Here is a 17,623-nt window from a genome sequence, read left to right on the forward strand (position 1 = left end):
CGCGCAGTCATGCCAGGGTGCCGCAGGAGGTCAGTCGCCCAGCCAGTTGCCGTCAGCGTCGTACTGGTCGGCGAAGATCTTGGGCGGGGTATCTCCGGGTTCGAGGATCACCGGTCCGTTGCAGCCCCAGTCGACGGTGTTGCGGCAGGACCCGGAGACGTTGCGGGCGGCAACTCTCCAGATGTCGGCCTCCCCCGGGGATGCCTGGACGTCGACTGAACCCGGGATCACGATCCAGGGTCCACCCCCAACCCGGTATTCGCCCACGAACGTGGTGGTCAGGCTGACCGGGAAGCGCCCGGTCTCGGTGTAGACGTGACTGGTGGGTGTCTCTTGGTCCGTCTTGACGACAGTTTCCCCCTGCCAGCTGTCCGGCATCGGTTCGCCTGGATCGTAGGTCACCCGGCTGACGCCGTCCCCGTAGTCCCACAGGAAGCTTTGAGGATTCACTCGAATCTCGACGGGGATGCCGAGCAGGTTCTCGTTCAGGGTCTGCGTCTGGACGTCGGCGAACATATGCGTATGGCGGCCTCGATAGCCGAAACCGAGCAGGTCAGGTTCGAACTCGACCGCCCCACCAGCGATCGGGAGGGTGGCAAAAGCTTCTTCCACGGCGCCGGGAAGGAGGGCCATGATGTCCACTTGTTCTTCTTGCTCTGCTTCTTCAATTTCCACCGCTTCAGCAGCTGGGGCACAAATGAACCCTGAGAATTCGCCTGTGTCGACGGGACTTACGACTTCCATATCCCGGGAATCACACTGCTCGAGCAAGACCTCACGGCAATCTGCCCGTCCGACGGCTCGCTCTTCGGAGCAATACACAGGTGGCAACGGGGGGCGTGATCGAGTCCTGGGCTCCGTTGCCTCTACAGCGTCTGAGCCGCGCCCCGGAGTTTGGTTTCGATCCGTTCGTTGCGCTCTCTCCGGTGCACCTCGGACAGGACAAGTGCTTATGTTCGCCCGTGCCTCGCCCGGAGCAGTCCAACGAGCAGAGGTATTGCACAACTGCCCGCTCGATGGTGAACCGTGAGCCGGTTCTGAAGTGGGGAGGATCAGGGAGTATGCACACAGCACGAACATGAGTCCCAGGCACCGCGTAGCCCGGCCAAGGATTCGCATTAGTTCTCTGCTCCGACTTCGTCCGGAAAGTACAACTCGAGGACTTGCCAGCGATCGCTCTGGAATTGCAGCAATGCCTCGAGGCCCGCCAAGGACTCCTCCGCGCCTTCGACTCTGAGCTCACCATCGGCATCGAACTCGAGCAGTTCGCCCTCACGAATCGTGAAGATGATCGATACTTCGTTTTCTTCCGACACACTGCTTGCTACCGGGTCTTCAATCGACGCTCCCTCTGTGACATGCCACCCTTCATCGACGTCGTAGAGTTGCTGAAACTGCCCAATTCGTGCAGCGCATATCTCACAGTCCGATTCTGACGCGCTCTCGAACGCAGCAGAATCTCCCGTGAGTTGCATGTACGTCGCCGCCTCAAACCAATACTCCAGCGCCGCCAGCGCGCCCTCTCGAGTCTCCTCATAGATCTCATCCGGGACCTCAGGCTCGGGCCAGTTCTCCGCGGGCCCATCCGAAGATGCAGCGACCGGCGTCGGCGAGGATTCTGGACTCGGATCCGAACCCTCCGCCCCACTTGGCCCAGAGGCATCCGTCGCCCCGGCCGCCGCAGAGGACTCCACCGGACTCGGCTCACCAGCAGCCCCGTCCGGTTCATCCCCCGCATCCTCACCCCCGCAGGAGCTCAGAGCAAAGCTGAGAGTCACCGCAAGACCCACCGCACCGAGCCGACGCGCTGAAGTGTTCATGAACCTGTTCCGTTCACTCCGTCACTGCTTCTGGAGCAACAGACTAAACAGAACTGCCCCGGCGCAAAAGGGGCCGGGGCAGTTCTGTGGAGGAGCTCAGGTCAGAAGAGCTGGCGGAAATTCGTCTTCGCCAGGTCGACCAGCTCATCGCCACGCCCACTGAGCACAGTGCGCACCGCATAGAGGGTGAAGCCTTTCGCCTGCTCAGCGGTGATGTTCGGCGGCATCGAGAGCTCTTGACGCTCGGTGACCACGTCCAGAAGAGCGGGGCCATCGTGCGCGAGGAACTCTTCCACCGCCGCAGGAAGATCTTCAGATTTTTCGACCCGAATCCCCTTGATATCCATCGCCTCGGCCACCTTCGCGAAGTTGGGATTCTTCAGGTCGGTCCCGTAGTTGACGATGCCGGCAGCCTTCATCTCGACCTCCACGAAGTTCAGCGAGGAGTTGTTATAGACCACGGTCTTCACCGGCAGCTCATTCTGCGTGATCGTCAGCAGCTCCCCCATCAGCATCGCCAGCCCGCCATCGCCGGCGAGCGCGATGACCTGCTTCTCCGGCTCAGCCATCTGCGCACCGATCCCCTGCGAGATCGCGTTGGCCATGGAGCCGTGGCTGAAGGATCCGAGCAGCCGGCGTCGGCCGTTCATCGTCAGATAGCGGCAGGCCCAGACCACGGGTGACCCGACGTCGGGCAGGAAGATGGCGTCGTCGTCGGCGGCGTCATTGATCAGCTTGGTCAGGTACTGCGGGTGGATGGTCCGCTTGGACGGGGTGGCCAGCGCGTCAAGATCCTTGCGCGTCTTGGCGTAGTGCTTGGTCGCCCCCTCAAGGTGGCTGGAGTCCTTGTGCGCATCGAGCATCGGCAGCAGCGCCTGCACGGTGTCCTTCACCGAACCGACCAGACCGACGTCGACCGGGGTGCGCCGACCGATCTGCGAGCCGCGGATGTCCACCTGCACCACCTTCGCATCCTCCGGGTAGAACTGCTGGTAGGGCAGGTCTGAGCCGAGCACCAGCAGCGTCTCGCAGGTCGCCATCGCCCGGTACCCGGAGGAGAAGCCGAGCAGACCGGTCATCCCGACGTCGTAGGGGTTCTCCCACTCCACGTGCTCCTTCCCGCGCAGCGCGTGCACGATCGGAGCCTGCAGCCGCTCGGCGATCGCGAGCATCTCCGGGTGCGCCCCGGCGACGCCGGCACCGGCCAGGATGGTCACCCGGTCGCAGGTGTTCAGCGCCTCGGCGGCACGCTCCAGGTCCGGCTCGGACGGAATCACGCGCGAGTGCATCGGGCTGATCGTCTCGACCTCGGCACTGATGTCGGCGAGCGCCACATCCCCCGGGACCACCAGCACCGCGACGCCGCGCTTCTCGATGGCCTCGCGCATGGCGATGCGCAGCAGCCGTGGCATCTGATCCGCGTGGGCGACGTGCTCCACATAGACGCTGCATTCCCGGAACAGCTCCTGCGGATGGGTCTCCTGGAAGTAGGTGGACCCGATCTCCTCGCTGGGGATGTGCGCGGCGATCGCCAGCACCGGAGTGCGCGAGCGCTGCGCGTCGAAGAGCCCGTTGATCAGGTGCAGATTCCCTGGACCGCAGCTTCCGGCGCAGACCGCGAGCTCCCCGGTGACCTGGGATTCCGCACTGGCGGCGAAGGCGGCGGCCTCTTCATGCCGGGTCGGCACCCACTCGATGGTCCCCGCCGCGCGCAGCGCATCGGTGAGACCGTTGAGTGAATCTCCGGAGATCCCGTAGATCCGCTCGACTCCGCTGGCGTGCAAGGTGTCAACGATGTTCCGTGCGACTGTCGGCATGGCGTCCTTCCAAAGGGGTCACCGCCACCTGCTCGCAGGCCACGGCGCGTATCTCCGCAGTCTAGGACGCCAGGCCCGCTCCGCCTATGGGACAGGTCACGCGGTCGACGACGACGCCGGCTCCAGCCCGCCGCGAAGCACCCCACGTAGGCTGAACCCATGGCCGTCCATGACTCCCCCGCCGAGCACCCCCTCCTCGAAGCCAAGACGCTGCAGACCACGCCGATCTATGAACTGGTCCAGGAGACCTTCCGTTTCGGTGCGGCAGGCGAGACCCTGACCCGGGCGTTTCTCAAACACCTGAGCGCCGTGGCCGTTCTTGCGGTGGACGAGCAGGACCGGGTCCTGCTGATCCGGCAGTACCGGCACCCGCTGCGACAGAACATGTGGGAGATCCCCGCCGGACTGCTCGACGCCAAGGGCGAGCCGATGCTCGACGCCGCCGCGCGGGAGCTCCACGAGGAGGCCGATATCAGCGCCGACACCTGGCATACGCTGGCCGATTTTCACACCAGCCCGGGCGCCTCGAATGAAGCCATCCGGATCTACCTCGCCTCCGGGATCACCGAGACGCCGGAGGCCGACCAGCACGCACGCGAAGGCGAAGAGGCTGAGATCGAGAAGACCTGGGTCCCGCTCCCCGAGGCGGTCCAGGCGGTGCTCGCCGGCCGGATCCACAACCCCAGCGCGGTGACCGGGATTCTGGCCTTACACGCTGTGCGCACCGGCGCCGGAGAACTCCGCGAGCCCCGGGCCCCCTGGGCGGATCACCCGCGCGGCATCACACCCTAGGACGACGCCGCAGCTCGCCTACCTGCCGCAGCCACCCCCTGATGGAGCTCCCCCACCTGCCGGAGCTCAGCCTTCCGCCGCCGCTGAGAATTGCTCGGCCAGGCGGCGCAGGGCCTCGCGCACCTCGTCGCCTTCTTCCAGCTCCTAGGTGAACCCGCTGGTGGCCAGGTACATCACGATCACCTCGGGACGATCGGCCCCGGTCACCAGCACTGAGGTGTCTCCTCCCGCCTCGGAGACCTCTGCGACGGTCGGACCGAACACCTTCCGCACCACCTCCGGCGGCGCATGGATCCTCACCTTGGCGCGCACCGGGTACGGAGCCGTGCTGATCGCCCGCGTGGTCGCGGTGCGCAGCGCGTGCTCGGGAATCTCCTGCGGCGCGAAGCTGGCGCCTTCGCTGCGCACGCGTTCGATCCGATCCACCCGCAGGGTCCGCCACACCCGCCGGTCCGGCTCCCAGGCGATCAGGTACCAGCGCTCGGCAGTCTGTACGATCCGATGCGGCTGCACGCAGCGCTCAGACGGCGCGGCGTCACGGCTGCGATAGCGGATCCAGATGCTGCGGCGTTCTGCAATCGCCCGAGCCAGAACGATCACCGTCTCCACATCGATGCCGCCCTGGGCCGCGAGCAACGGGACCATCGCATGCTCCACCGAAGCGATCTGGTTCCGGGTGACCGGCGCCAGAGAGAGCTCCAGCTTCGCCAGAGCACGAGCCGAGGCATCTTCGATCCCCGCGATCACCCCCGACGCCGCGGCGCGCAGTCCCACCGCGATCGCCACCGCCTCATCGGGTGCCAGCGTCAGCGGCGGCACCGCAGCCCCGGGCCCCAGCCGATATCCCCCGCCGACACCGCGGGTCGCCTCGATCCCATAGCCCAGGGCCCGCAGGTCCTCGATGTCGCGCCGCAGTGTTCGGTCACTGACCTCCAGGCGGGACCGCAGCTGCGCCCCACTCCACGCGGCGCGCGTCTGGAGCAGACCCAGCAGCTCCAGAGTGCGCCCCGTGGTTCTGGACATGATCCGAGTATCCTCCTGATTCCGGCCGTATTGCGACCGCAATCACCGCGAGACTGACACTATGAACACACACCAGATCATGCCGTTTCAGATCAACATCGACCCGGCCCAGGTCGAGGACCTGCAGGCCCGACTGGGCAACACTCGATTCCCTGACCCGCTGCCCGGTGATGACTGGGCCACCGGGGTCCCGATCGCGGTGCTGCGGGACTACGCGGAACGCTGGCGCAAGGCTGACTGGGACGCCACCCAGGAGCGGTTGAACCAGCTGCCCCAGTTCACCACCGATATCGATGGCCAGAGGATCCACTTCCTGCACATCCGCTCCGCAGCACCGACCAGCATTCCGCTGATGCTGATCCACGGCTGGCCCGGATCCTTCCTGGAGTTCGAGCAGCTGATCGGACCGCTCACCGACCCCGCGGCACACGGTCAGCCCAGCAGCGACGCGTTCGACCTCGTCATCCCCTCGCTGCCCGGCTTCGGGTTCTCCACCCCTTTAGTCGAGGCTGACTGGCCGACCCACCGGATCGCCGCGGCCTTCACCGAGCTGATGACCCGGCTGGGCTATGACCGGTTCGCGGTGCAGGGCGGAGACATCGGCGCCGCGGTGGCCCCAGAGATCGCCCGAGTGGTGCCGAACCGGGTGATCGGGGTGCACGTCAACGGGGCGCTCGGCGCTTTCCAAGCCGAAGCGGATGAGCAGACACTGGCGACGATGTCCCCGATCGAGCAGGACAGGATGCGCAGGATCGGAGAATTCATGGCCACCGAGTTCGGCTACATCGCCATCCAGTCCACCCGTCCGGGCCTGATCGGGGCGATGGCCGCGGACAGCCCGGTCGCGCAGCTGGCCTGGATCGTGGACAAGCTGCAGGCATGGAGCCACCCCGCGCAGACGCCCGCCGCAGAGCTCCTTGGTGAGCCGTTCATCTTCGAGAACGCCTCACTGTATTGGTTCACCGCCAGAGCAGGCTCCGCCGGGTACATCGGCTACGCCCAGGAGGAACCCTGGGGAGCCACGCCGGACAGCTCGGGAGTCCCCACCGCCACCATCCAGTTCGCCCACTACGTCGGCATCCGCGCCTTCGCAGAGCAGGGAAACAGCATCGTGCGCTGGACCGAGCATCCTGAGCGCGGCGGTCATTTCGCGGCGCTTGAGGAGCCTGAGCTGCTGCTGGCAGACATCCAGGAGTTCTTCCGTCCCTGGCAGTAGCACCACCACGGGTGCAGGGCCCGGTGGCCCGGTGAGATCCAGGCCCTGAACCCGGTGAGAGCGCCTCACTGTCACCGCCGAGATCGGGCGCCGAACCATTGACCGCAGGAATGCCGCACCCTAACGTGTAAGCAACTACTTACGCTCTGGAGGTGCTCTTGCCACCCAAGGATCCATTGAGCGTCACCTTCAGCGCTCTGGCCGACCCCACGCGCCGGGACATTCTGAACAGACTGCGACGCCGGCCGCTCACCGTGAGTGATCTCGCGAAGCACTACCCGATGAGCCGCGCCGCCGTCTCTCAGCACCTCTCGGTGCTGGAACGGGCCGAGCTGGTGCGCCGGCATCGCCGCGGGCAGTGGATCGACTGTGCGGTCACCCCAGCATCACTGGATGAGGCGGCCCGGTGGATCGAGAAGCAGCGCGCGGAATGGAACGACCGGCTGGATCGACTCGAGGACCACCTCGGCTCGGCACACCCACCGGCGACCGCACTCAACGCCGCAGCAAACACCCGACCTGACACCCGATCCGACACCCCACCCGGTCCCCCGCCCCCGGAGGACTTCTCACAGGAAGGCAAAGAACCATGACTGACACCACCACAGGATTCACCCTGGTCAGGACGCTCCCGGCCACCCCGGAGCAGATCTGGTCCGCGTGGACGAACCCCGATGAAGCCGCCCAGTGGTTCCACCCCGAAGGGCTCTCGACGCCGCGCGATTCGGTCTCCATGGACGTCCGCGTGGGCGGTCGCTACACCTACACGATGGTCAATGAGGCGGATGGCGCCGAGTACGTCACCGGCGGCGTCTACCGCGAGGTCGCACCCTTCGAGCGCCTGGTCTTCACCTGGGGCCACCCGGAGGGCGACCCCGAGGACGCTCCGGTCATCACGCTGACCCTGACACCGGTCAAAGACGGCACCCAGTTGAGTCTCGACCTGCGCGGAGCTCCAGGCGCCAAGGGAGACCACTACAACTACGACGGCTGGGACAGCGCACTGGATGTGCTCGAAGGGCACCTGCGCGCGAGCTGAGCCTCGGTGGTCGCCCGCTGGATCATCTCGGCTCACCGGCGATGCGTGCGGCCATCTCATCATTGGCTTCACACCAGGCGGCAACCATGATCGGACCGCCGTGTCCTTCACCCTCCTCGATCACCAGGCGGCTTCCCGGCCACGAGCGATGCAGCTCCCAGGCGGTGCGCAACGGTCCGCTGACATCGCGCCGACCGTGGATAAGCACTGCCGGGATCCCGGCGAGGCGTTCCATGCGGTCCAGCAGCGGAGGGTCACAGAACCCGTCGTGGGACCAATAATGCGTGACCAGGGCGACGAAGGTCTGGCGGAACTCACGGTCCTCCCAGCGCGGATCTCGCTGGAATCCGCCGGCGCCGAGGCCGATGTGGGCGTCTTCCCAGCGCGCCCAGGCCTGCGAGGCTGCGTCCCGCACCTCCTCGTCGCAGGCACGCATCAGCTGCCGGTAGGCCTCGACCAGACGGACCTCACCGCGTCGATGGCCCGTTCCAGCCTGCTCAGCGTGCCGGGCGAAGCGCTCCCACTCCTCGGGGTAGAGCGCGCCGACCGTCTCGGTGATCCAGTCGACCTCCCACCGCGAGGTGGTGGTGACCGCCATCGCGACCACTCCGTGCACCCGATCCGGGTGCTCCTGGGCGTAGGCGATCCCCAGCGTGGAACCCCAGGAGACGCCGTTGATCACCCACCGCTCGATGCCCAGATGCTCGCGCAGCTCCTCGAGGTCCGCGATCAGCCGAGGGGTGGTGTTGGCGTCGAGGTCATGCGCTGGATCGAGCGCGAGCGGCACCGACCTGCCGCAGCCGCGCTGATCGAGACCGATGATCCGGAATCGCTGGGGATCCGCCTTGGTCACGTAACCACGACCCCCCAAGCCCGCACCGGGTCCGCCGTGCAGGTATAGCAGCGGAATCCCGGCCCGGGACCCCGAGTCCTCCCAGTAGAGGCACTGCCCGTCGTTGAGGGTCAGCAGGCCGGTCTCATCAGGCGGTTGAGACGTGTACATGCGGCCAGCCTAGCGACGGAGCTGCTGGGCCCCGGATCCTCAGGCGGCGGCGCCGCACGGGTTGCGCGGCGAACGGGCCCCTGACGGTCGACTGCCGCAATAGAGTAGCGGTGCACCCCTCGACCATCCCGCCCCTCGAAAGGCCCATACTCTTCATGCGCACGGAACAGCAGACTCTGAAGGTCTCCCTCATCGGAATCCTGATCGTCTCAGCCCTCGGAATCGGGTTCGGTCTCGTGTCGGGATCCTTCGCGATCCTCTTCGACGGCGTCTTCTCACTGGTCGACGCGGTGATGTCCGTGGTGTCCATCACCCTGGCCGGGCTGATCGCGAAGTCGGCGTCCAACGCGCTCTCCCGGCGCACCCAGGACCGGTTCACCATGGGGTTCTGGCATTTCGAGCCGATGCTCCTAGCGGTGAACGCTCTGTTGATGATGTCGGTGGCCGCCTACGCGTTGTTCCAGGCCATCGCCGCTCTGACCTCCGGCGGCCGAGAGGTCGAATTCGGCCCGGCGGTCCTCTACGCCGCCGTCGTGGCAGTGCTGTGCCTGGTCATCGCGCTCATCGAACACCGCGCCAACAAGAAGATCGACTCCGCCCTGGTCGCAATGGACGTCAAGGGCTGGATCATGGCCGGCGGCGTCACGGGGGCGCTGCTAGCGGCTTTCCTGATCGGGATGCTCATCGACGGGACCGAGGCGGAGTGGGCCATGCCCTACGTGGACCCGGCGGTCTTGGCGGTGGTCGCCCTGATCCTGCTGCCGATGCCCTTCGCCACCCTGCGCAAGGCCGTGGCCGAGATCTCGCTGGTCACCCCGCCTGAGCTCAAGGCACGCGCGGAGACAGCGGCTCAGGACGTCGCCGAGGCAGAAGGATTCTCCGACTACCGGGTCTACGCCTCCCAGCAGGGCCGAGCGCGCACCGTCGACGTCGTCTTCTACGTCCCGGAGGATCAGGGGCTTCGATCCCTGGAGGACTGGGACCGGGTGCGCGATGAGACCCGGACCCAGTTGGACGGCGACGATCCACACAGCTGGATCACGATCACCTTCACCACGAAGCAGCCGCCCTCGCGTCCGGTGCGCTGACCGGGCTCCTGCGTCTCAGCTGGCCTTCTTCTGGCTGGAACCTGAGCTCTTGGCCGCCTTCGTCTTCTTGCTACCGGATTTCTCCTGCCCGGAGTCTCCGGAGCCCTTGCCCGTGCTCTTCCGCCGGGAGTCCACGGACTGCTTCAGCGCCTCCATCAGGTCGATGACATTGCCGTCGCCCTCCTCGTCATCCTCGACCTCGCCGAAGGTCGCCTCGGTGTCGATGTCTTCGCCGTGGGCGAGCTTCTCCTCCACCAGGGTGTGCAGCTGGTCCTGGTACTCGTCATTGAACCGCTCCGGGTCAAAATCCTCGGCGTAGGAGTCCACCAGCGAGCTGGCCATCTCTTGTTCCTTCTTGGTCAACCGGGACTTCGGGACGTCGAACTCCGGGTCCCGCAGCTCATCGGCCCAGCGCAGCCCCTGCAGCACGATCACATCCCCGCGCACGCGCAGCACCCCGAGCCGGGTCTTCGAGCGCAGCGTGAACGTCACGATGGCCACCCGGGAGGACTCCTCCACGGTCCGGCGCAGCAGCACATAGGCCTTCGCCGACTTCCCCGCCGGCTCCAGGTAGTAAGACTTGTCCAGCTCCATGGAGTCGATCTGATCCTCGGGCACGAACTGCTCCACCGCGATCTCCTTGGAGTCGTCCGCGGGCAGCTCCCCGAGCTCCTCCTTGGTCAGGATCACCGTGGACTCCCCGGAGTCATAGGCCTTGTCGATGTCCTTATAGTCCACCTTCTCGCCGCAGACCTCGCAGTGCCGCTCGTAGCGGATCCGGCCGCCGTCGTCGTCGTGGACCTGATGCAGGGACAGTTCATGGCTGCGGGTGGCCGAATAGAGCTTGATCGGCACCGTCACCAGGCCGAAGGACACGTCGCCAGACCAGATTGCCCGCATGGCTCACTCCTGTTGTTCGTCGTTACCTGTTGTTCGTCATTACCTATGGGCCTATGACACCACACGCGTCGGGATCAGCACAGGCGGAGCGGCGGAGATCAACGACGACGACGGCGCGGGTCTGCTCCGGTGAGCCGGGCCGGCCGGACTCAGCTGACCCGTTTCAGGCCGTGCGGGCAGCCCCGCGGGTCTGCGAAGCCGCCCTCGCGATGACCTCGGCGAGATCTCGGGGACGGCTCCACATGGGCCAATGCCCCGTCGGAAGATCGACGACGTCGAGGTCCTCGAGCGTCGTGACCTCGGCGAACATGGGGTGTCCGGTGCGGGCCAGCTCCAGGACCTGCGCGCCCGGGAGCGAGCAGCACACCAAGGTGGTGGAGACCCTTCGGCGGGCCTCGTTGCTGAGCGCGACCGACTCCCGAAGCACCGGAGCAGGTTCAGGAACAGCCCGGGCTCGGAACCGTTCAAGGACCTCGGCGCTCAGGCCTTCCAGGCTGGCCTGCTCAGCGAGGGCATCGAAGGGCGGCAGCGGCAGCTCCGTCACGGATTCAAGGAGGTCTGGGGCAAAGCTGCTCCCGGGGGCCACCGGCCCGGAGTCGACCCACACCACTTTTTGGATGAGCTCGGGATCATGGTCGAGGACCAGGCTGACGGGGGCGTTGGCCCCGCTGTGCGCCACGATCACTGCGGGCCCCTCCCTGGAGGCTCCGGCCTGGGTCATGACGTCCTGGATGGCGGCGGCCTGATCAGCGAGGGTGCGCGCGGCGCGCTGTGGATCCTCGCTCTCCAGACCGGGCAATGTGATCGCGAGGGCGTGGAGCTGGCTGGTGTTGAGGTGGTCAAGGACCTCGTCCCAGGCCCAGGCGCCCAGCCAGTGGCCGGCGATGGGGATGATGGGCGGATTCTCTGTATTCGGTGTCATGCCACCAGTTTCGTAGCCGCCCTGGACAGTGGTGTGTCACTATCTATGTCATGAATTTGATCTGGGCAGCCCGGTGAAGCGAGCCGAGCGGCTGCATGCGCTCTCCGAGATGCTGCGTCGTCACGGGACTCGCGGGTGTTCCGCGCAGCGGCTGTCCCGAGAGTTCGGTGTCTCCGTGCGGACAGTGAAACGGGACCTCGCGGCGCTCGAGAGCAGCGGAGCACCCGTCTGGTCGCGTCCAGGTCCGGGCGGTGGCTACGGATTGGCCGTGGGCGCGACCCTGCCGCCAGTCACGCTGTCCGCTTCGCAGGCGGTCGCCCTGCTGGCGGCCGTGTCCGCGGCACCCGAAGCTCCCTACTCCGATCTGGCGGGAGCCGGGGTTCAGAAGATCCTCGACGTCCTCGATCCCAGGACCCGGGTGCGCGCCGAGGCGCTGGCGGGTCGCGTCTGGGTCAACACGCCTCCCTCCAGCTCACGCGCCATCAGGTCAGCCCTGGAGGAGGCGATGGCCGAACAGCACGTGGTCCGGATTCGCTACACCTCGAGAGAGGGAGCCACGACTACTCGCGACGTCGAGCCGGTGCTCTTCGCCTCCACGAACGGGCAGTGGCACCTCGTGGGGTGGTGCCGATGGCGTGATGCCATGCGATGGTTCACCATTTCGCGCATCGAGCGGGCCAGCGTCACCAAGACCGTGTGCAGCGGTCACACCGTGGACGAGGTCGGTGAACCCCCGCCGAACGCCCGACCGGTGCACGGTGCGGCTGGGCCCAGCGGTGACACCGCGTCACCGACCAGCTCGGGCTAGGGCACGCGGCGTCGGCAGGTGAGCTGCGCGGCACGCGTCCCTGGGGCGAGAACCGGTGCTTTGACGCCTGTCGCCGGGGAAAATCCAACCGTTTGCGCCCCAGCGATGAGGATTCCCGCCCAGGGCCGACGTCGGCCCCGACTTCGACCCCGCTCCCCGGGTCAGGCCTCGAAGATCTCCCCGTTGCGCGGCATGCTCAACACGGCGTTGGGTACAGGCTGCTTCGCGATCTCTGCCAGGGACGGCTCGATCTCTTCGGACCGGGTGATGTCCGTCCAGGTCATCTTCAGACCTGCGGCCGCATTGGGGTTCGCACGATCCATCAGGTGCACGTGCAGGTGTGGCTCTGAGGAGTTCCCGGTGTTGCCAACCTCCCCAAGCTGATCCCCGACTCCCACCTGCTGCCCCTTCTGCACCGCTACGCCGCCCCTCCGAAGGTGGGCGTAGACGGCGGCGGTACCATCGGCGTGTCGGACGATCACGTGATTGCCCAGCAGTGCCGCCCGTCCGGCGACCGAGCGCAGTGAACCCTCCAGGACGAGCATGAACACCAGGCCCTGCCAGGTGTTTCGCGCCCGGTGATCCCGTGACCGCGACCAGGTGGCCGTGACCACACCCGGCGCCATCGCATACACCGCCGCCCCGAAGCTCGGATACTCCTGGGGCGTGGAGTTTCGCCACGCCTTGCGAAGCTTGGCAGGGGTCTCCGGGGTGGTCGGGCGCAAAATGTCGACGGCGGCGTACTGCCCCAGGAACCTGGAGCCATGGCTTGGGAGCTGCTGACCGGGACTGTTCAGCGCAGCCCAGCGACCTCGGACAGGCGCCGCCACCTGGTAGGGCTGATGGGCTTCGGCTCTGGGGTGGACGGCGAAGAGCACCACACCCAGGGCGATCGCTGTGATGATCACGGGCGGCGGGACGGCGGTGACGAAGTCTGGCACCACGCCGAGGACGCCGAGGACTCCCAACAGTGCCCCAAGCAGGATGGGCACCAGCCAGAGCGGCTTCAAGCGGGAGATCGCACGGCGCATCAGCGGTCCACCCCGAGCAGGATCACCAGCAGCGGCACGATCCGGGCCGGTGGCACCTCGTAACGGCCGGAGCCGCGCGCAGCCACCCAGCCTGCGGCGACCAGTTGCCGCAGGTGGTGATAGACCTGCCCCGTGGTGCCGAAATCTCCGGCCTCGCGAATCTCCTCCACGGAGGAGGCATCGGTGAGCAGCCGCTGGAGCAGCTGGAGTCGCACCGGGTGCGCCAGCGCCGATAGGGATTCTGCGCGCGAGCCGAAGTCGGTCTCGAACATCTCCTGCACCGAGCTCTGCATCTGCCACTGCACGTGCTCACCTTTGGGCACCGTGGCCGCGCCGGTCATCAGCACGGCGCCGGAGCCATCCTGGACGCGCTGCTTGAGCCCTTCGAGTGCCCAGAAGACCTCGTGGTGATCCGTGGGTGAGGGCGTCGATCCAGCCGGTTCGGAGGATTCGAGTGCGGCGAGCCGCTCCTCCACCTGCGTGAGACGATCGGCCAGCTCGTTGAAGCTGTCATGTTCGGCCATGGCCTCACGCTAGCCGAATCACGTTATTACGTAAAGACGATATTGGTACGCGCTCCCATAACAGGACTCGCGAGCCAGGTCAGGCCCAGCGACACCTCAGGCCCTCAGGTCTGCCGGCGCCACCAGCGCCCGAGCGGATCCCCACCAAAGCCGACGGGCTGAGCTGTGGGGTCAATGACACCTGAGGGCACACTGTCCCGCGCCGGGTCCAGGTGCTGGTCGTCGCGCGAATCCTCGTCCTCATCGGACCGACGACACATGTGCAGCAGCCCTGCGAGGATCGTGGTCACAGTAGCTGAGCCAGTGAGCCACTGCTGGCCGATCCATTCACCGCCGAAGAACACCTGCACGAACCACCCGATGAGCAGCGCGGCGGCGATGCCTGCAAGAAATCGCTGTGCTTTCTTCAGCATCCCTCGAGTCTACGGATTCAGAATTTCAATGAAACCCCCGAATGGAACTATCTATACCTAGAAGAATCCGTCGAGCATGCAAAAGAGGCACCGCCGATGATCGGCGGTACCCCTTGAGAGAAATGCTGGAATCAGCGCTTCTTGCCCTTGTTCTCATACTGCGAGAGCGCCAGGCCCAAACCGAAGAAGGTGGGGGCCCAGTGGCCTACGAAGATGCCCCAGCGATCAGCCTGCGGCTTGGAGTCATCCTTCTTGAAGCGGGAGACGGTCCAGCTGCCGAAGGACAGCGCGACCGAGGCGAGCGCAGCGTTGTAGGCGTGCTCCGAACGGAAACCGAGATTGTGCAGTGTGGTCAGCATGTGACTCCTCACATCGAATCGTTGTCAGTACCCGAATGAATTTGGCACCTGACTAGAACCTATGGGCGTCACCTGGTGATTTGCTCTGCGTTGCCTCGGCGCCGACCGAACCACCGCAATAATGGAGCTGGTCAGCGGCCTGCTGAGTGGTAGGCCGCGAGGCCCAGGGTCCCGAGCATGGCGGAGACGTCCCGCGGAGAGACAACACCCGCCGACGACGGCGGCAGGTGGGCTGCCACGTGCACCCACTCCCCTGCCTGGTTGGGCAGAGACAGGACCGAGCTGTATCCGCGCTCCGCGCCGGCATCAGTGAGCTCCCAGCCGAACAGCGTCTGGTGCGGCACTCGACGCGGACCGTACCCGGGCAGTGCCGAGGCCAGGCCGGCGGGTTCGAAGACCTTGCCCATCCACGCGTCGATCCGGTGCCGGGTCTCGGAAGAGACACCTCGGGACGCGGCCGGGAGACCCTCGGGGTTGTCGGCGGTGCCCATGGCGCGCAGCAGATGAAGGGTCGCGGCGGGGGTGGTGGTGCCAAGCAGCCCCTCGCCCCACGACTCATCACGTTCCAACCCGGAGAGCTGCACCGCGTGCAGTCCCAGCGAGGCGACCAGGCCTTGGGCTTCGGCGAGCAGGTCGACTCCCTCAGCGGCGGCGAAGTCCGACAGGGCAAGGACGCAGGCGCCGTCTCCGGTGGAGAGGACCAGGTTCACCGCATCATCCACGCTGAGCGTCAGCTCCCCGGTCATCAGGCGCAACGTGCCCGTACGGGCTCCGGCGCGATGCTCCGCGGTGACGGTGATCGGACGCTCCAGGAGGCCCTCGTCGCCCTCGCCCAGGTGGGCCAGGGTCAGGCCGAGCAGCAGCTTGCCCGTCCCGGCGAGGTCATGCGGCTCATCAGCATGGGATGCGGCAACCACCCCGGTAGAGCCAGCAGACCCGGTTTCCCGAGCCGATCCGGCGGCGCCCACGGCGAAACGCAGCTCAGGATAGGCGGACACGCATTCCTCAAGACGCAACATCTTCAGCTCAGCGACCACGGGCCCACTCCTCGACTGCCAGTCCCAGCTCGGCAAACAGATCAAAGACCGCGACTCGCCCGGGGATCCCGGAGGGCAGCACCGTGGGGATGTTCTCGGCGTAGGCGGCGACCGCGGCCAGCGGTGCACCCGAGGTCGCGAGTGCGAGTCCCACCTGGGAGAGGCTGCGCAGTCCGCGCCCGTTCTTCTCCGCGAACCGGATCTGGGTGCAGGCGACGCCGAGTGCGGGGGTGAAGAGTCCGAGCATCGCGTCGCGCGCGAACTCGCACAGCTCTTTCGAGAGCAACAGCTGCGCGGCGGTGCCTTCGTCGATGCACCCGCGGCCCAGCTGCTCCAGCAGGTGGGACTGATCCCGCGCCGTCGTCGTGGTGAGGGTGTCCAGGGAGTGGCTCCAGGTGAGATCGCCGGTGCGGGGGAAGATCTCGCGGTGCAGGGTGGCGTGGAGACCCATCCAGGCGCAGTAGTCGTTGACCCATTGCAGCGGGTCGGGACGGACCGAGCCGATCGCGGCGAAGACCAGCTGGGTGCAGATGTTGTCCGAGGTGCTCATCATCTGCAGCAGCGAGTCGCGCAGGCTCAGCGTGATCTCGGCGGAGAGACTGCGCATGATTCCGGCCTGGACGCCGTCCTTCATCTCTTCGGTGATGGTCGAGCGGTCTTCCAGGCTGAGCTCGCCGGTCTCGACCAGCGCGAGGCAGGCCAGGAGCACGCTGACCTTGCGGGTGCTGAAGGAGGCGACGGCACGGGTGGCGTCCTGACCGATCACCTCACCGGTGCCGATCGCGCGGATCTCCCAGGACAGCGCGAAGGGCTGGTCTGTGGCCAGGCGCGTGACCGTGGCGTCGAGCTGCTGGAGCGACTGCTGCACAAGACTCCTCATCACCACGCGTGCCGGACAGACCCAGCATAATGGCGGCCCCTCACCTAAGGACTCCGAGAGTCTCCGATCAGGGGCCGCTATCTTGCGAAGTGTGCCTCAGTGCTGCGCGACACCATCCACTTTTCGGCGATCTCACATCTTCATCCACTCGTAGACGAAATTCTATAGACTGTTGATTCACTCGCTGAAGTTTGCCAGGACTCACTTAGTGTTGGGTGAAAGCGTCGTTGATGTCAGTAGTTTTCTCGCACAAGTTTGTGTCGAAGCGATGCACACTGGGGATTCTCCATGTAGTTCCCCGCTCTTCGAAATGGAAGGACCGCCGTGCGGAACCTCTTTATAACTTTGGCAACTTTGAGCGCTCTGGCCTTGAGCGGGTGCGTTTCACCTGGCTCGTCATCCGAAGAGCCAGCTCAGTCAGCGGCCACGGTGACGGCTCCCGCTCCCGAGCAGCCAACAGCGACGGTCACAGTCACTCCTGAACCTGAGCTTCAAGAAGTCGGGGTTGTGCCTCAGGAGTGCCTCGATACGATCGTCCACGCAAACACTCGGTCCGGGGAGTTCGATGAACTTGTAGATATCTTCATCGAAGGGTTGGAAGCCGCTGACCTGCGTGATTCATCCCGCCTTGAAGCGATGACTATTGATCTTGAAGACCTGCTCGATCGGGCCGAGACGAGTGGCGAGTCCTATAAGGCTGATGCGCTGGAGTGTGCTGGTATCGCCCGAGATAATGGGCAGGACATTCCCGATGAGCTATATGAGTAATAGCCAGGCCGTCTCTGCCGATCGGTCCAACTGTGAGTCCAGGGTCACTCATCCAGACCTAACCAAACAAAGTCATTGAATCCATCTGGATAGGGCTTAGATCCAAGGACGCGCCTACTTCGCGACCGCAGGTCAGCCAGATCAGGTATCACTTATCGGCGTGGCATAGCCCCTCCCCTGCTG

20 protein-coding genes are annotated in these 17,623 nt (G+C 65.9%); 7 read left to right on the top strand and 13 right to left on the bottom strand.

Annotated elements, in window-relative coordinates:
* Nucleotides 1-30: 30 nt before the first annotated feature.
* From HNR24_RS05885 to poxB, 3 genes are all read right to left on the bottom strand, one after another.
* Nucleotides 31-744, bottom strand: a complete 714-nt coding sequence (locus tag HNR24_RS05885; protein ID WP_259392416.1) for a hypothetical protein — start codon at nucleotides 742-744, stop codon at nucleotides 31-33.
* 374 nt (nucleotides 745-1,118) lie between these two features.
* On the bottom strand, nucleotides 1,119-1,820 hold the full coding sequence (locus HNR24_RS05890; protein WP_182495281.1) for a DUF6318 family protein: 702 nt from the start codon (nucleotides 1,818-1,820) through the stop codon (nucleotides 1,119-1,121).
* Nucleotides 1,821-1,921: 101 nt separating this feature from the next.
* Nucleotides 1,922-3,637, bottom strand: a complete 1,716-nt coding sequence (poxB, locus tag HNR24_RS05895) for a ubiquinone-dependent pyruvate dehydrogenase (protein ID WP_182495282.1) — start codon at nucleotides 3,635-3,637, stop codon at nucleotides 1,922-1,924.
* Nucleotides 3,638-3,796: 159 nt separating this feature from the next.
* On the opposite strand from poxB, the gene HNR24_RS05900 reads away from it, so the two are divergent.
* Nucleotides 3,797-4,429, top strand: coding sequence for an NUDIX domain-containing protein (locus HNR24_RS05900; RefSeq protein ID WP_182495283.1), 633 nt, complete (start codon nucleotides 3,797-3,799; stop codon nucleotides 4,427-4,429).
* A gap of 144 nt (nucleotides 4,430-4,573) precedes the next feature.
* Here HNR24_RS05900 and HNR24_RS05905 read toward each other — a convergent pair whose 3' ends face one another.
* Nucleotides 4,574-5,452 carry a helix-turn-helix transcriptional regulator gene (locus HNR24_RS05905; RefSeq protein WP_182495284.1) on the bottom strand — a complete coding sequence of 293 codons (879 nt, stop codon included), beginning with the start codon at nucleotides 5,450-5,452 and terminating at the stop codon, nucleotides 4,574-4,576.
* Between the two features lie 61 nt (nucleotides 5,453-5,513).
* Here HNR24_RS05905 and HNR24_RS05910 point away from each other — a divergent pair, with 61 nt between their 5' ends.
* The 3 genes from HNR24_RS05910 (at nucleotide 5,514) to HNR24_RS05920 (ending at nucleotide 7,707) form a co-directional block, all read left to right on the top strand.
* Complete coding sequence (locus HNR24_RS05910; RefSeq protein ID WP_182495285.1) at nucleotides 5,514-6,668, top strand: epoxide hydrolase family protein; 1,155 nt, start codon at nucleotides 5,514-5,516, stop codon at nucleotides 6,666-6,668.
* A 152-nt stretch (nucleotides 6,669-6,820) separates the two neighbouring features.
* Nucleotides 6,821-7,261: an ArsR/SmtB family transcription factor gene (locus HNR24_RS05915; RefSeq protein ID WP_310735396.1), complete on the top strand. Its 441-nt coding sequence runs from the start codon at nucleotides 6,821-6,823 to the stop codon at nucleotides 7,259-7,261.
* On the top strand, nucleotides 7,258-7,707 hold the full coding sequence (locus HNR24_RS05920; protein ID WP_182495286.1) for an SRPBCC family protein: 450 nt from the start codon (nucleotides 7,258-7,260) through the stop codon (nucleotides 7,705-7,707). The genes HNR24_RS05915 and HNR24_RS05920 overlap by 4 nt, the downstream gene beginning before the upstream one ends.
* A gap of 22 nt (nucleotides 7,708-7,729) precedes the next feature.
* Here HNR24_RS05920 and HNR24_RS05925 read toward each other — a convergent pair whose 3' ends face one another.
* A complete protein-coding gene (locus HNR24_RS05925) occupies nucleotides 7,730-8,710 on the bottom strand; it encodes an alpha/beta fold hydrolase (RefSeq protein WP_182495287.1) in 981 nt (326 codons plus the stop codon).
* A gap of 155 nt (nucleotides 8,711-8,865) precedes the next feature.
* On the opposite strand from HNR24_RS05925, the gene HNR24_RS05930 reads away from it, so the two are divergent.
* Nucleotides 8,866-9,798: a cation diffusion facilitator family transporter gene (locus HNR24_RS05930; protein ID WP_182495288.1), complete on the top strand. Its 933-nt coding sequence runs from the start codon at nucleotides 8,866-8,868 to the stop codon at nucleotides 9,796-9,798.
* Between the two features lie 15 nt (nucleotides 9,799-9,813).
* Here the strand turns inward: HNR24_RS05930 and ku are convergent, their stop codons facing one another.
* Nucleotides 9,814-10,698, bottom strand: coding sequence for a non-homologous end joining protein Ku (gene ku, locus HNR24_RS05935; RefSeq protein ID WP_182495289.1), 885 nt, complete (start codon nucleotides 10,696-10,698; stop codon nucleotides 9,814-9,816).
* Between the two features lie 163 nt (nucleotides 10,699-10,861).
* Complete coding sequence (locus tag HNR24_RS05940) at nucleotides 10,862-11,620, bottom strand: alpha/beta fold hydrolase (protein WP_182495290.1); 759 nt, start codon at nucleotides 11,618-11,620, stop codon at nucleotides 10,862-10,864.
* A gap of 73 nt (nucleotides 11,621-11,693) precedes the next feature.
* Between HNR24_RS05940 and HNR24_RS05945 the strand changes: the two genes are divergently transcribed.
* Nucleotides 11,694-12,428, top strand: coding sequence for a helix-turn-helix transcriptional regulator (locus HNR24_RS05945; protein WP_182495291.1), 735 nt, complete (start codon nucleotides 11,694-11,696; stop codon nucleotides 12,426-12,428).
* A 161-nt stretch (nucleotides 12,429-12,589) separates the two neighbouring features.
* Here HNR24_RS05945 and HNR24_RS05950 read toward each other — a convergent pair whose 3' ends face one another.
* The 6 genes from HNR24_RS05950 to HNR24_RS05975 form a co-directional block, all read right to left on the bottom strand.
* The gene (locus tag HNR24_RS05950) at nucleotides 12,590-13,459 is read right to left on the bottom strand and encodes a M23 family metallopeptidase (protein ID WP_182495292.1); all 870 of its coding nucleotides are present in this window, start codon (nucleotides 13,457-13,459) and stop codon (nucleotides 12,590-12,592) included.
* Nucleotides 13,459-13,983: a helix-turn-helix domain-containing protein gene (locus HNR24_RS05955; protein WP_182495293.1), complete on the bottom strand. Its 525-nt coding sequence runs from the start codon at nucleotides 13,981-13,983 to the stop codon at nucleotides 13,459-13,461. Before HNR24_RS05955 ends, HNR24_RS05950 begins: the two co-directional genes overlap by 1 nt.
* 104 nt (nucleotides 13,984-14,087) lie before the next feature.
* Nucleotides 14,088-14,396 (bottom strand): hypothetical protein, encoded by a 309-nt coding sequence (locus HNR24_RS05960; protein WP_182495294.1) that lies wholly within the window; start codon nucleotides 14,394-14,396, stop codon nucleotides 14,088-14,090.
* A 131-nt stretch (nucleotides 14,397-14,527) separates the two neighbouring features.
* Nucleotides 14,528-14,755 carry a hypothetical protein gene (locus tag HNR24_RS05965; RefSeq protein ID WP_179441967.1) on the bottom strand — a complete coding sequence of 76 codons (228 nt, stop codon included), beginning with the start codon at nucleotides 14,753-14,755 and terminating at the stop codon, nucleotides 14,528-14,530.
* 131 nt (nucleotides 14,756-14,886) lie between these two features.
* Nucleotides 14,887-15,792: a serine hydrolase gene (locus tag HNR24_RS05970; protein ID WP_182495295.1), complete on the bottom strand. Its 906-nt coding sequence runs from the start codon at nucleotides 15,790-15,792 to the stop codon at nucleotides 14,887-14,889.
* Nucleotides 15,782-16,660, bottom strand: coding sequence for a serine hydrolase (locus tag HNR24_RS05975; RefSeq protein WP_182495296.1), 879 nt, complete (start codon nucleotides 16,658-16,660; stop codon nucleotides 15,782-15,784). Before HNR24_RS05975 ends, HNR24_RS05970 begins: the two co-directional genes overlap by 11 nt.
* 336 nt (nucleotides 16,661-16,996) lie before the next feature.
* Between HNR24_RS05975 and HNR24_RS05980 the strand changes: the two genes are divergently transcribed.
* Complete coding sequence (locus HNR24_RS05980) at nucleotides 16,997-17,440, top strand: YajG family lipoprotein (protein WP_182495297.1); 444 nt, start codon at nucleotides 16,997-16,999, stop codon at nucleotides 17,438-17,440.
* Nucleotides 17,441-17,623 lie beyond the last annotated feature (183 nt).

Source organism: Nesterenkonia sandarakina, from assembly GCF_014138825.1.
Classification (GTDB): Bacteria; Actinomycetota; Actinomycetes; order Actinomycetales; family Micrococcaceae; genus Nesterenkonia; species Nesterenkonia sandarakina.